At 36.1% G+C, this 13,214-nt stretch carries 14 protein-coding genes; all 14 read left to right on the top strand.

Going from position 1 to position 13,214, the window contains the following annotated elements:
* Positions 1-64 precede the first annotated feature (64 nt).
* The 14 genes from B5X51_RS13585 (at position 65) to B5X51_RS13520 (ending at position 13,193) form a co-directional block, all read left to right on the top strand.
* Positions 65-280, top strand: a complete 216-nt coding sequence (locus tag B5X51_RS13585; RefSeq protein WP_079721740.1) for a hypothetical protein — start codon at positions 65-67, stop codon at positions 278-280.
* Positions 281-308: 28 nt separating this feature from the next.
* Positions 309-599, top strand: a complete 291-nt coding sequence (locus B5X51_RS13580) for a hypothetical protein (protein WP_079721739.1) — start codon at positions 309-311, stop codon at positions 597-599.
* Between the two features lie 221 nt (positions 600-820).
* Positions 821-1,048: a hypothetical protein gene (locus B5X51_RS13575; protein ID WP_079721738.1), complete on the top strand. Its 228-nt coding sequence runs from the start codon at positions 821-823 to the stop codon at positions 1,046-1,048.
* 1 nt (position 1,049) lies between these two features.
* The gene (locus tag B5X51_RS13570) at positions 1,050-1,538 is read left to right on the top strand and encodes a YqiA/YcfP family alpha/beta fold hydrolase (RefSeq protein WP_079721737.1); all 489 of its coding nucleotides are present in this window, start codon (positions 1,050-1,052) and stop codon (positions 1,536-1,538) included.
* 155 nt (positions 1,539-1,693) lie between these two features.
* On the top strand, positions 1,694-2,590 hold the full coding sequence (locus B5X51_RS13565; protein ID WP_079721736.1) for a helix-turn-helix transcriptional regulator: 897 nt from the start codon (positions 1,694-1,696) through the stop codon (positions 2,588-2,590).
* Positions 2,591-2,708: 118 nt separating this feature from the next.
* On the top strand, positions 2,709-3,146 hold the full coding sequence (locus B5X51_RS13560; RefSeq protein ID WP_079721735.1) for a hypothetical protein: 438 nt from the start codon (positions 2,709-2,711) through the stop codon (positions 3,144-3,146).
* A gap of 115 nt (positions 3,147-3,261) precedes the next feature.
* Positions 3,262-3,822, top strand: coding sequence for a hypothetical protein (locus B5X51_RS13555; protein ID WP_079721734.1), 561 nt, complete (start codon positions 3,262-3,264; stop codon positions 3,820-3,822).
* An 8-nt stretch (positions 3,823-3,830) separates the two neighbouring features.
* The gene (locus B5X51_RS13550; protein WP_079721733.1) at positions 3,831-4,256 is read left to right on the top strand and encodes a hypothetical protein; all 426 of its coding nucleotides are present in this window, start codon (positions 3,831-3,833) and stop codon (positions 4,254-4,256) included.
* A gap of 174 nt (positions 4,257-4,430) precedes the next feature.
* Entirely contained in the window at positions 4,431-5,993 is a 1,563-nt protein-coding gene (locus B5X51_RS13545) for a type I restriction-modification system subunit M (protein ID WP_079721732.1), read from the top strand.
* A 44-nt stretch (positions 5,994-6,037) separates the two neighbouring features.
* Entirely contained in the window at positions 6,038-7,351 is a 1,314-nt protein-coding gene (locus B5X51_RS13540) for a restriction endonuclease subunit S (RefSeq protein WP_079721731.1), read from the top strand.
* Positions 7,352-7,553: 202 nt separating this feature from the next.
* Positions 7,554-8,459 carry an Abi family protein gene (locus B5X51_RS13535; RefSeq protein ID WP_079721730.1) on the top strand — a complete coding sequence of 302 codons (906 nt, stop codon included), beginning with the start codon at positions 7,554-7,556 and terminating at the stop codon, positions 8,457-8,459.
* 13 nt (positions 8,460-8,472) lie between these two features.
* Positions 8,473-9,024 (top strand): hypothetical protein, encoded by a 552-nt coding sequence (locus tag B5X51_RS13530; RefSeq protein WP_079721729.1) that lies wholly within the window; start codon positions 8,473-8,475, stop codon positions 9,022-9,024.
* Entirely contained in the window at positions 9,024-10,316 is a 1,293-nt protein-coding gene (locus B5X51_RS13525; RefSeq protein WP_079721728.1) for a PDDEXK-like family protein, read from the top strand. The genes B5X51_RS13530 and B5X51_RS13525 overlap by 1 nt, the downstream gene beginning before the upstream one ends.
* Positions 10,317-13,193, top strand: a complete 2,877-nt coding sequence (locus B5X51_RS13520) for a type I restriction endonuclease subunit R (RefSeq protein WP_079721727.1) — start codon at positions 10,317-10,319, stop codon at positions 13,191-13,193.
* Positions 13,194-13,214: the final 21 nt, after the last annotated feature.

Genomic DNA, 13,214 nt, shown 5'->3' with positions numbered 1-13,214 from the left:
TTTTAATAAAAGCGACATATTTTGACGTCTTCTCGCCTTAAACTTGTAATACAAAACAACAGCGATGAGAACATTAGAAATAACACTTACCGAGGAGCAATACCAACATATTCAGGAAGAGATCAAATATGGCGGTAGAAAAATGCTGGAGGAAGAAACTTTAGGAGGTTTCGAGATCACGCTTCACGCTGGAGTTCCCAATATCTATACTTATCTCGAAATGAATTATATCAATAAGATCGATCTCGGAGAAGTAGAATGGAGCTTCAGTAAAAATTAATCATCTTCTAACCTATAAATAAAAAGCGATGACAGCATACAGAGAGAAAATAGTTCTTACTTATAGGCATCTACTTAGCATACACGAGGAACTGCAAACCAGGATCATCAATGTAGGAATGACCGGAGAATTTGCCCAAGTAAATACAGTTTTTGAGGCCGGTGATACTTATCAATTTGATCTTGAACAATTTCGCGGAACGGAAGATATAAATCTGAATAAATTATTAAACTTCTTCGATGAGCTTGAAAAGCTAATGAACTCCCTTGCAAATATTAACAGGATTTCCGAAGAGGAGCTTGGCGATGAGGTCTTATAAAAGTAAACCTGAAAATATAAAAAGTAGCTTTTAAGCACTAGTTATATATGAACAACTACCCCAACTTTTCGTAATAAAAATAGATGCAACCCATAAAAAATGAGCGCATAATCTAAGGTTTAATTAAAAATAGGCGCACTGCTATAGAGGAAATTAAATTATTTTACAGCGACATATTTTGTCGTGATAAATCCTTTAATTTGTTATATACAATTGAAATAATGAGTAGATCCAAAAGAAAAACACCCATTCTTCCAAATTGCCAGGCTTCTTCAGAAAAATCCGAAAAGCAAAAAGCCAATCGCAAATTAAGAAGAATCGTAAAAGAAAAATTAGCAGTTCCAGATGAAGAGCTTCCGCATAAAAAAGAAATTTCGAATATCTGGAATTGGGGAAAAGATGGTAAAACATTCAGAGCTGATTTAACCAACAAAGAAAAAACTAAGTAATATGAATATACTTTACCTCCACGGACTCAATAGTAAATTAAGTAACGAAAAAAGAGAAGCATTGGAACAATACGGCCGAGTTTTCGCTCCTGATATAAATTATTCAGAAAAACATTTTCAACCTGATCTTATTCTAAAGGAATTCCCGAATACAGAATTGAACGTGGTACTGGGAAGTAGTATGGGCGCATTAAATGCCTATGCTATTTCAGAAATTATCGGTAGGCCGGCATTATTGTTTAATCCGCCTTTAACTAAATACAGGGAAATAGAATTCAGCAATAAATTCACTCGCGGACTTTCTCCTAAACAGATTTTACTGGGAGGAAGTGACGATGTTGTGAATGCAGCTGAAACACTGAACTTTTTAGGAAAAAACTTGCGAAAATCAGAGCTGGATATAAAAGTGCTGCCGCAGTTAGGCCACCGCATTCCTATTGATGTTTTTACTGATCAGGTAGAGAAATTCTTTAGGGATATTTGTGCTTAAACCTATTACACTGGTCCGTCAGTTCGAGTGAAATCCTGAAAGGATTTTGTATCGAGAACAGCGAATGAAGTTCAAAAACTTGTTCTCGATAAAATTTTTCAAAGAAAAATCACTCGAACTGACCTATTTGAACTCAAACTAAAAAACAAAAAAATATGTCTTTACGCCAAACGATAAAACGCCATTATAAGATCATATCTCTGCTACGATTACGCCCTATGAGTTATGAGGAAATTCAAGATATGATGGCCGATGATCCCGATGCCGTTGAAGAAGATTTATTTAGTTCTCAACGTACGTTTCAAAGGGATGTTAAAGACGTTGAAACTATCCATAAAATAGAAATCAAGTGTAACCGTAGCACCAAAAAATATGCTATTGTTGAAGATGTAGAAGAAACGCATTCCCAAAGATTACGGGAAAATTTTGACCTTCTCAATGCTATTAGGCTTTCAAAAAGTTTCGGAAACCAACTTATTTTTGAGGAAAGAAAACCCCTGGGTACACATCATTTAGCGGGTTTACTACACGCCAGTCAGAATTTTTTAGAAGTAGAGTTTGAATACTATAAGTTCTGGGATACTTCAATTAGTAATCGCAAGGTAAAACCCATCGCGCTTAAAGAAGCGCGGAACCGTTGGTACCTTATTGCAGAAGATACCAAAGATGATATTATTAAAAACTTTTCGCTGGACCGAATTAAAAACCTGGAAATTACTAAAGACAGGTTTAAACCTATTGAATACCAGGCGCACGAAGAATTCAAAAATAGCTTCGGAATAATAAACGGCACAGATGAAGATCCGGTTAAAGTTATTCTATCGTTTACACCCAGAGAAGGCAGGTATGTAGAATCACTCCCCATACACCATAGTCAGAAATTGATTTTGGGTAATGATGATGAAATCAGGTTTAGTTATTTTATTCGTCCTACCTACGATTTTAGAATGGAAATACTCTCTTATGGTGACCAAATAAAAGTGGTAGAACCTGAAAGTCTAAAAACTCAAATTAAAAAGGAGCTGCAAAGCAGTATATCGAATTACAACTAAACTATACCAAACTTCGGAATGAGAGACCTCACAGGTTTCAAAAACCTGTGAGGTCTGGTGATTTAACGAAGATTTCCTAATTATATGGGTAAAACCAAATATAAAAATAAGCTCTTAAATGTCTATCCAACAATTCATAATTCCACTCATATTATCCTGCTTTTTTATTAACACAATAAAAGCTCAAGCTATAAGAGGAAAGAACAAATATGGAGAGCAGCTTTATTTTGTTGAGGGCAATACGCTAAAGCAAAAAAATAAATACGGAGAGGATCTTTTCTACTGGAACAGCGAAGAAATTAAACTAAAGAATAAATACGGTAAAAGCCTTTATTATTTGGATGGCAAGACGGTAAAACTGGAGAACAAATATGGTGATCGCTTATATGAGTTCGATGGATATTATATCCGGTACCGTGATAAGTACGGCCCTAAAATCTGGTATTTAGATGGCCGGGTTTTAAAACGAAAAGATAAGTACGGGGAAGCGGTTTATTATTTTGAAGGAATTCCCAACAGATGGGTACTGGTGGCTTTGTTGGATCTTTCAAAGTAAGATTACCCACAGTAAATATATCACTGTTTTTTTACTCCTTATGTGATCAAACGACATTGGTTGTCAGGTTCGGTTTTTAGATTGCTTTTCAATATAAAAGGAAAATTAAAGTAAGATGAAAGATCTCAACCAATTTAAGTTTCGCGGAAAAAGAGGAGAAAAAAATTTGCTTATCATTACTTTATATCCTGTAGATTATGATAATTTTTTATCACGAATAGCTTTGCAAAATATTGACGCTATAGCCAGGGATTATGATTATGATGGCTGGATTATTTCAAGTATTTGCCCTTTAAAAGATTTGCGAAAATTAAATTCAGTTCAATTCATACACCCTGTAATCATTTACTACCGTATTACAATGCTCAAAAATCTGTTGAGTGAAAAGGATATTAATATTCGCGATGTTTGGTTAGCATGGGGTGATGGTGTTGAGAATGAAAACCGACAGTATTTAAAAGCAGCTATAGGGCATCTTTATGGAACACTGCTTGAATTTGATCTTAGATATTGGTGTATTTCCAGAACCCGTAGAGCTAACCCAAGGGATGCTTCTCCGGAAACTTTAAGAGGAATCATTCCTGAGATTGAGCCGCCTACCTTAGTGAAATTCGATTTCCAGCATTATGTACAACGAAGAGAACTTGAGTTAAAACCTCGTATCACTATTCAGTAATATGCACTATGAAATATGAGATCGATTTTTTTAAAGGGCTTTCTAAAATTGAAAGTCTGGAAAAGTTACTTGAGATCAGTTTCATTAAAGGAGCTTTAGTCAAGGCGGTTTTAAAGAACGATGAAGTGGCGTGGTTTAAAGTTGAGAATCAAGAAGGGCACTGTTTAACCCTGGCTAGTGATAAATACCTTATATTTTTGCTTGTGGAAGTGAATGAATTTATAATTAATGAGATTAAAGAGGCACTACCTCAAATTGATAATTACATTCCAGTGGTTGTAAAACTGGAAATAGAGGATCGTATTTATGGGTTTACAAGGGAAGTAGAACTAAGCGTGGATGAGATTTGTGAAACTGCAAAAAATGATGGCGTGATGCATAAAAACCTGTTCCTTGTCTTTCTAAGAATCCTGTTTGATCATAAACCCTATTGAGATCCGAAATTATTTATTATTAATACGGCAATATTTTTTCAAAGCTTTAAGAAAATATTTAGCTTTACAAGCACATATAATTTCCATTGTCCCTACACTCTGGAAGCTGAAATTCTAAACCATCACTAAATTCGTGGCAGAAACAGACTTCCTTTTAATTACCCCAAATAAAAAATGACCCAATCCAAACAACAACTGGAACAACAACTCTGGAATATCGCCAACACGCTCCGCGGAAAAATGGGGGCCGACGAATTCCGGGATTATATATTAGGATTTATTTTCTATAAGTACCTGAGCAGGAAGATGGAACTTCATGCCGATAAAATCCTAAAACCAGATAATCTTACTTTCCGCCAGCTCGAAGATCACCCACAGGAACAAATTTTCTTGGACGCAGTTAAAGATGATGCCCTGGAGCATTTAGGATATTTCCTAAAACCTTCTGAACTTTTTAGTGAACTTGCAAAACGTGGCAATGGGAACGGAAAAAGTAAATTTATTCTTGGAGACCTGGCAAAGGTGCTTACCAATATTGAGCAAAGCACCATGGGGAGCGAAAGCGAAGAAGATTTCGGAAATCTTTTTGAAGATCTCGACCTTACCAGCAGTAAACTTGGTAAAACCGAAGAAGCTAAAAACGAACTTATTGTAAAAGTGCTCACTCACCTAGACCAGGTAGATTTTGACCTGGAAAATACCGAAAGTGATGTTTTGGGCGACGCTTATGAATACCTGATAGGGAAGTTTGCTTCCGGTGCCGGGAAAAAAGCCGGGGAGTTTTATACGCCGCAACAGGTAAGTAAAGTTCTGGCTAAACTGGTAACTATAGATAAAACACAGATTAAAAATGTTTATGATCCTACATGTGGTTCGGGCTCTTTACTCTTAAGAGTTTCCAAGGAAGCTGAAGTTGGTGCTTTTTATGGGCAGGAAAGTAATCCTACTACGTATAACCTGTGCCGAATGAATATGATTATGCACGATGTGCATTATAAACGCTTTGATGTTTATAATGAAGACACGCTGGAGAATCCTTCTCCAGATCATATAGACGAACGCTTTGATACTATAGTTGCCAATCCTCCGTTTTCTGCTAAATGGAGCGCGAGCCCGCTTTTTATGAGTGACGATCGCTTTTCCGCTTACGGAAAACTAGCCCCTAAAACCAAAGCAGACTTTGCCTTTGTACAGCATATGGTGCACCAGCTTTCCACTACCGGGACAATGGCTTGTGTTTTGCCGCACGGTGTGTTATTTCGTGGTGCTGCCGAAAGCCATATTCGTAAATATTTAATTAAAGACAAAAATTACCTGGATGCGGTAATTGGTTTACCCGCCAATATTTTCTACGGAACAGGAATTCCCACCTGTATTTTGGTGCTAAAGAAAAACCGGAAAAACGAAGAAGACATTTTATTTATTGACAGTAGTGAGCATTATGAAAAAATTAAAACCCAAAATTACCTGCGGAAAGAGGATTTAGAAAAGATCATCGACACTTATAAAAGCAGGGCCACTCTTGATAAATACAGCTATGTTGCCAAACTGGCTGAAGTAGAAGAAAATGATTATAACCTGAATATCCCGCGATATGTAGATACCTTTGAAGAGGAAGAACCGGTTGACCTTAAAGCGGTCGCTTCAGAATTAAAAACCGTGGAAAAGGATATCAAATCTACGGATAATGAAATAGCCGATTTCTGTAAGCAATTAGGAATAGAACAACCTTTTTAAGTCAACTACGCCATGCTGAACTTGTTTCAGCATCTAACAAACTTATGACAGAAGAAATACAAATAGGAGATAGGAAGTCAATTGAACACAAAGCTGTTCCCAAACTTAGGTTTAAGGAGTTTGAGGGAATATATTCAGAGAAAATGTTAAAAAAGGTATTTTCAATCTTTAATGGCTATGCCTTTTCTAGCACAGACTCTCAAGTTAGTGGAGTCCGATGGATAAAAATTGCTGACGTAGGCATAAATGAAATGAAAAAGGATTCGCCATCATTTCTCCCATCAAACTACCTCCAAAAATATAATAAATTTATAATTTTAAAAGGGGATATTGTGGTTGCTCTCACCAGACCAATTATATATAAACAGTTGAAAATTGCAAGAATAGATGATTTATTCAATAACTCTCTTCTAAACCAAAGAGTTGGAAAATTAGTCTCTCACAATCATCTTTTATATATTTATTATACTTTACAAAGACAATCTTTAATTAGCAAGATAGAAAACAGAATAGCCGGAACTGATCCTCCAAACTTATCGCCTGCTGTAATTGGTTCATTAAAAACTTATATACCATCTATTCAAGAACAACAAAAAATCGCCTCTTTCCTTTCTGCGGTCGATAAAAAGATCCAGCAACTCAGCCGAAAAAAAGAACTGCTGGAAACCTATAAAAAAGGTGTGATGCAGCAGTTGTTTTCGCAGGAGATTAGGTTTAAAGATAAGAGTGGGAAGAATTTTGCGGAGTGGGAGGAAAAGAAATATGGAGAAGTTTATACTTTTTATTCTACTAATTCATTTTCCAGAGATCAGCTAAATTATGAAAAAGGAGAAGTGAAAAATATCCATTATGGAGATATTCATACCAAATTACCGACTCTTCTTGATCTTCAAAAGGAAAATATACCCTACGTGAATTCTGAAATTGATATTTCCAAAATAAAAGCAGAAAATTACTGTCAGGAAGGAGATTTGATCATTGCAGATGCCTCAGAAGATCACAAGGATATTGGAAAAGCAATAGAATTAATTGAATTAAATAATGAAAAAGTGTTAGCTGGTCTTCACACATTTATTGCAAGACCTGTAAAGGGTGTAATTAGTAAAGGTTTTTCGGGCTATTTGATGCAAAGCTGGAAATTAAGAAAGCAAGTAATGACTATTGCGCAGGGGACAAAAGTACTGGGGCTTTCTGCAACTCGAATGAAAAAACTTAAACTAGAAATTCCATCCTTAGAAGAACAACAAAAAATAGCGAATTTTTTATCTGCCATAGATAAGAAAATAGAAGCTGTGTCGCAGCAGATTGAAAAAACGAAAAGCTTTAAAAAAGGGCTTTTACAGCAAATGTTTGTGTGATTTTAAAAAAACTGAAGGAATAAGATGAATACTAAAGAGCAAAAAAATAGTGAAAATTACGACTTATGTTGTATATTTGCCTTAACAGTACACACCACGCTACCCATAAGCACAGCGTCCCAGGGTGTGTCTTTTGCTTTAAAGAATATGTAAAAACCTCATTGAGTTAAGACTCGATGGGGTTTTTTTATTAGAAAAAATTATGTTCGAAAAAAGAGCTTTTACCATATCGCAGCAAATAAACCAGCTTAAAGAAAGGGGCTTGATTATAAACCCTGAAGACGAGGCGGAACACTATCTCTCACATATAAGTTATTATAGGCTTGGGGAATATTGGTATGTGATGCAGGAAGACAAAGTTGAGCATAAATTTAAACCCAACAGTAAATTTGCAGATGTAATTGCCCTCTATAATTTTGACCGGGAACTTAGAATTTTATTATTTGATGTAATTGAAAAACTCGAAATCAGTCTTCGCACCAAGATGATCTACCATCTGTCACACGAATTTGACCCCTGGTGGTTCCAAAATTTTGATTTGTTTCAGGATAGTCGGGCTTTAGTAAAGACTTTATCAAATTTAGAGGAAGAAGTATCCAGAACAAAAGATATTACTATTAAGTCTCACTTTAAAAAACATAAAGATGATTTACGGTTTCCACCAGCCTGGAAATCTTTGGAACAAACAAGCTTTGGTGCACTCTCAAAATTATATGGTAATTTGAAGAATTCAATAAAATCAAAAGATACCATAGCAAAAGAATATGGAGCGGTAAACCATACTTATTTACCCAGTTGGTTGCAAAGTATTTCACAGATAAGAAACCATTGCGCCCATCATTCAAGGTTATGGAATAGAAATTTACCCGGAGCACCAAAACTACTTTCCAAACCGCCTTTTCATTGGGTTTCTAAGGTCCCAAAACAGCACGAATTTCAGTATTTATATATTCATCTATGCTTGATGAAATATATGTTGAATATAGTACAACCTAAAAATCATTTTACCGAAAAGCTGGACGAACTTTTTAAAAAATATCCAAATGTTGATCCAAATGCTTTAGGAATGAAAGCTTCCTGGCAGAAAGAACCACTATGGAGTGCGTAATAAATTATAACCTATGAAAGCAGCATTTTTAAATAATGAAATCTGGGTCCTCACCTTCGGCGGAGGTTTTCAGCGCGCCAATGTTTACAAAGAAAAAATCCCGGAACCGGTTAGAAAAGAATTTCGGGAAGCCCTGAGAGATAAAATTGAAGCTTTGGTAGCGAAAGACTATCATACCAAAGTTTCAGAGGAAGTGCATGTTAAAAATATCCAGTCTATTGTAGATTTTTCAAATAAAGAGCAAATTCAAGGATATACCATTCCTATAAATTTTGGGGTTGCTCAAAAACTGTTTAACCTCTATCTAAAATACTTATGGTGTAGTGACAAACTAGCAACTACTCCGGTTCATTTTCCTGTAGATCGTTTGATTCAAACCAAATTAAATGAAGAAGCAAAAGAAGCCGGAATTCAAAGAAGGGAACTAAAAGCCTGGACACAGTTTGAAGATGAGAAAGAATATCTAGAAGTGATAAGATTTGCAGAAAAAGTACAGGAAAAGAGTACAAAATATCAGGATGTACCATTGGCAGAAATGGAATTAGAAATGTTTAATAGGAGATAATGGCTGAAATTAAAGCAAATAAACAAAACCTCAAGAATCTACTGGAGAGAAGTGAAACCATCATTAAACATCATAATGAAATAACCATAGCTAAAGGGGAGCATTTTAACCTATTTTCTGTGTTGGGAATTGAATCAAGAGAAAATAAAACACATTCAGCATTTCTGATCGAATTATTAAATCCGAATGGAACCCATCTTCAAAAAGACATTTTTTTAAAACTATTCCTGCAAGTAATTCAAAGAGAAATAACAAAACAGGAGAAGAATGAAAAGGCAGCTCAAAAAAAATTAATAAATAATTTTATTAATTCTACTAATACAACAGTTTCTCCAGAGATTTCAATCGGTAGGCGCAATGATCATAATAAAGAAGGTGGTCGTATAGATATTTTTATTGAAAATAGGAATAATATTATTTGCATTGAAAATAAAATTTATGCTCAAGATCAAAACTGCCAGATTGAGAGATATTGTAACTATCCCAAGGAAAATACTGTTTTATATCTCACTTTAAAAGTGGATAGCCCTAGCAAGCAAAGTAGTGGGAATTTAAAGGCAGGAAAAGATTTCTACAACATCAGTTACAAAGAACATATTTCGGATTGGCTGGGATTATGTCTTAAAGAAGTTCCCAATCTTACAAGCGTTAGGGAAAGCATAAACCAATACATTCTACTTATCAAGAAACTTACGCACACCATGGAAATAAAAGAAAAGCAGGAACTTCAAAAAGTCATGGCAGGTTATTTAGAGGAAACAGCCTTTATAGTAGAAAATTACGAAGCAATGACAACGAAACTTAAAAGTAACTTTAGAAAAGATGTAAAAAAAGGCTTATTGGAAAAATTAGATTCAGAAATCTTTACATTAAAAAATGGAAAATCAACTCACAAAAGTAAATCCCAATTATGGGTTGTTTTTACATCCTATCCTGAAGCAGAAGTAAAATTTGGGTTGGAGTCTTTTAGTGGAAGAGGACACATTGGTGGAAATCTTTTTGTTGGAATCTGGAATAAAGATGGTGTTTCCTTACTGGTAGAAAGTATTCAAGAAGTAAATAAAATTAATAATTGGTGGAAACAAACCCAACGCCTATATACTGAGGATGGGAATGAAATAAACCTTAATCATAATTATACTCTTAAAATCCTAACAAATCCTTCTTCTGAAAAATATCAGAAATTGGTTGAAGAGATAGTTAATCAAGCCGTCCAGTTTATAATGGATTATAAAAATGATGTGTTATCAGCAATACAGAATAAAAAATCACTACCATTGAATATTAGTTAAATGAGCTACCAATCTGAAGCCGTATTAGAAGAAAAGCTGGTAAAGCAATTAGAAAACCTGCAGTATTCCCGGGTGACGGTAAACAGCGAGGCGACTGTACTAGCGAACTTAAAAAGTCAGCTTGAGGTTTTCAATAAAACAGAATTTTCTGAGAAGGAGTTCGATAACATTCTCAATCACCTGGCGAAGGGCAATGTTTTTGAAAAAGGCAAGACCCTTCGTGGCAGATTTCAGTTTACCCGCGAAGAAACAGGAGAATCTTTTTACGTACGCTTTTTTGATTCAGAAGACTGGACAAAAAATCTATACCAGGTAACCAACCAAATCGCACAGGAGGGAACTTATAAAAATCGATATGATGTAACGCTATTGGTAAATGGTCTTCCGCTGGTTCAAATTGAGTTAAAACGACGCGGACTTGAACTTAAAGAAGCTTTTAAACAAATTAACCGTTATAAACGCCACTCCTACTGGAACAATTATGGGCTGTTTAATTTTGTGCAGCTTTTTGTAATAAGCAATGGCGTTGATACCAAATACTTTTCTAATAATCCGCTGCAAGCCCTCACTTTTAAACAAACCTTTTTCTGGGCAGACAAACAGAACAGAAATATCAAAGAACTTTCTGATTTTACAAAAGCATTTTTGGATCCCGATCATTTGGGGAAGATGCTTTCTAAGTACATCGTATTTAATGAAACCCATAAAGTTTTAATGGTACTTCGCCCCTACCAGTTTTATGCTTCCGAAGCTATTATTCACCAGGTAAAAACGAGCACAGAAAACGGCTACATCTGGCATACCACAGGGTCGGGCAAAACGCTCACTTCCTTTAAAGCAAGCCAGATTTTAATGGATCTTCCGGAGGTTCATAAGGTGGTTTTTGTGGTAGACAGAAAAGATCTGGATTACCAGACGATGAAGGAGTTTAATAGCTTTAAAAAGGACAGTGTAGATGTTACAGACAATACCAATTCTCTGGTGAGTCAGTTTACCGACGACAGCAAACTTATACTTACCACTATTCAAAAACTGAATAATGCGATCTCTCCCGGTAGATATCAGTCCAGGATGAAGAACCTGCAAAATAAACGGATGGTCTTTATTTTTGACGAATGCCACCGGAGTCAGTTTGGCGACACCCACCAAAAGATCACGAGCTTTTTTAAAAACCTTCAACTTTTTGGTTTTACGGGAACTCCAATTTTTGCCGACAATGCCGCGAAAAATGAGCTCGGGAAGCGTACCACGAAAGACCTTTTTGGGGAGTGCCTGCATAAATATGTGATCACCGATGCCATACGGGACCAAAACGTGCTGAAATTCAGTATAGAATATATTGGAAGGTATAAGCAAAAGAGTAACACCTTTATAGATATTGAAGTTGAAGATATAGATACAAGGGAAGTTCTGGACAGCTCAAAACGACTGGAAAAAATCACCGATTACATCATTAAATACCACGATACAAAAACAAAGAACAGGGAATATTCTTCAATTTTCGCCGTAAGTAGTATTGCTAATTTAATTACCTACTACGAGCATTTTCAAAAGAAAAAAGAAGCCGGCGAACACGATCTACGAGTAGCCACTATTTTTACCTATGGCGCTAACGAGGAAGATGAAGAAGCCCAGGGACTTTTGCCGGAAGATCTAAAACTGGCGGCAGACCCAACACCGGTTTACAAAACAAGTCACACCCGGGAAAAGCTGGATAAATTTATTGAAGATTATAACAAAATGTATAAGACTGCATTTTCAACCCGGGACAGCAAGCAGTTTGAAAATTATTTTAAGGATATCAGCAAACGGCTGAAGGAGCGGGAGAAAGTCGGTTTTAAGGATGAAGATCGGCTGGATATTATTCTTGTCGTAAATATGCTGCTTACAGGATTTGACGCCAAGAAGGTAAATACATTGTATGTAGATAAAAACCTGCGGCACCACGGACTTATCCAGGCTTTTTCGAGGACCAACAGGATCCTGGACGAGAAGAAATCACAGGGAGAAATTCTTTCTTTTAGAAATCTAAAAAAAGCTACTGATGAAGCCATAGCACTTTTTTCCAATAAAGAAGCGAAAGAAGACATCCTCCTCCCCGATTACGAAAAGGTCACCGAGAAATTCTCTGAAGCTTTTATTGATTTACTCAAGATCGCGCCCACGGTAAAAAGCGTAGATAATTTACCCTCTGAAGAAGAGGAACTGGAATTTGTAGAGGCATTCCGGGCATTAATTCGCGCAAAAAATGTATTGACCTCCTTCGCCGATTTCGATTGGGAAGATGTCCCGATGAATGAGCAGACTTTTGAAGATTATAAAAGTAAATACCTGGACCTTTATGAAAAGTCGAAAAGCGACCACCAAAAGAATAAAACTTCCATTCTTGATGATGTAGATTTTGAACTGGAATTAATTCACCGGGACGAGGTGAATGTGGCTTATATTTTAAAACTTCTCGCCAATTTAAAACAGGCCAAAGGAAAAAATGCCGCACAACAGAAAAAGCAAATTCTCGATATGCTCGCGGGAGATGTAGAGTTGCGGAGCAAGCGCGAATTAATCGAAAAATTTATAGAAGAACACCTGCCCAAGATCAGTGATATAGATTCCATTCCAGACGAGTTTGAGCAATATTGGAGCGATCAGCGGGTACTTGCCCTTGCCGATCTATGTGAGGAGGAAAACCTGGATAAGGAACAGTTTAAATCATTAATAGACGCCTATATCTATAACGAACACGAACCCTTAAGAGATGATATTTTTAAATGCCTGGACAACCGCCCAAGCGTGCTAAAAGCACGAGAGGTTGGTGAAAGGATTATAAATAAAATGAAGGAGTTTGTAGAGGTGTTTGTAAGAGGGGTTGGGGCATAAACATCATCACTTGTACATTAA

The organism is Salegentibacter holothuriorum (assembly GCF_900168045.1).
GTDB lineage: Bacteria > Bacteroidota > Bacteroidia > Flavobacteriales > Flavobacteriaceae > Salegentibacter > Salegentibacter holothuriorum.
Note: the sequence above shows the minus strand (reverse complement) of the source record. Positions and strands in the feature narration are given on the sequence as shown.

Coding starts and splice junctions, on each gene's coding strand:
- B5X51_RS13545 (WP_079721732.1), top strand. CDS start 4,431: ATGACCCAATCCAAACAACAACTGGAACAACAACTCTGGAATATCGCC.
- B5X51_RS13550 (WP_079721733.1), top strand. CDS start 3,831: ATGAAATATGAGATCGATTTTTTTAAAGGGCTTTCTAAAATTGAAAGT.
- B5X51_RS13525 (WP_079721728.1), top strand. CDS start 9,024: ATGGCTGAAATTAAAGCAAATAAACAAAACCTCAAGAATCTACTGGAG.
- B5X51_RS13540 (WP_079721731.1), top strand. CDS start 6,038: ATGACAGAAGAAATACAAATAGGAGATAGGAAGTCAATTGAACACAAA.
- B5X51_RS13580 (WP_079721739.1), top strand. CDS start 309: ATGACAGCATACAGAGAGAAAATAGTTCTTACTTATAGGCATCTACTT.
- B5X51_RS13570 (WP_079721737.1), top strand. CDS start 1,050: ATGAATATACTTTACCTCCACGGACTCAATAGTAAATTAAGTAACGAA.
- B5X51_RS13530 (WP_079721729.1), top strand. CDS start 8,473: ATGAAAGCAGCATTTTTAAATAATGAAATCTGGGTCCTCACCTTCGGC.
- B5X51_RS13555 (WP_079721734.1), top strand. CDS start 3,262: ATGAAAGATCTCAACCAATTTAAGTTTCGCGGAAAAAGAGGAGAAAAA.
- B5X51_RS13585 (WP_079721740.1), top strand. CDS start 65: ATGAGAACATTAGAAATAACACTTACCGAGGAGCAATACCAACATATT.
- B5X51_RS13560 (WP_079721735.1), top strand. CDS start 2,709: ATGTCTATCCAACAATTCATAATTCCACTCATATTATCCTGCTTTTTT.
- B5X51_RS13565 (WP_079721736.1), top strand. CDS start 1,694: ATGTCTTTACGCCAAACGATAAAACGCCATTATAAGATCATATCTCTG.
- B5X51_RS13575 (WP_079721738.1), top strand. CDS start 821: ATGAGTAGATCCAAAAGAAAAACACCCATTCTTCCAAATTGCCAGGCT.
- B5X51_RS13535 (WP_079721730.1), top strand. CDS start 7,554: ATGTTCGAAAAAAGAGCTTTTACCATATCGCAGCAAATAAACCAGCTT.
- B5X51_RS13520 (WP_079721727.1), top strand. CDS start 10,317: ATGAGCTACCAATCTGAAGCCGTATTAGAAGAAAAGCTGGTAAAGCAA.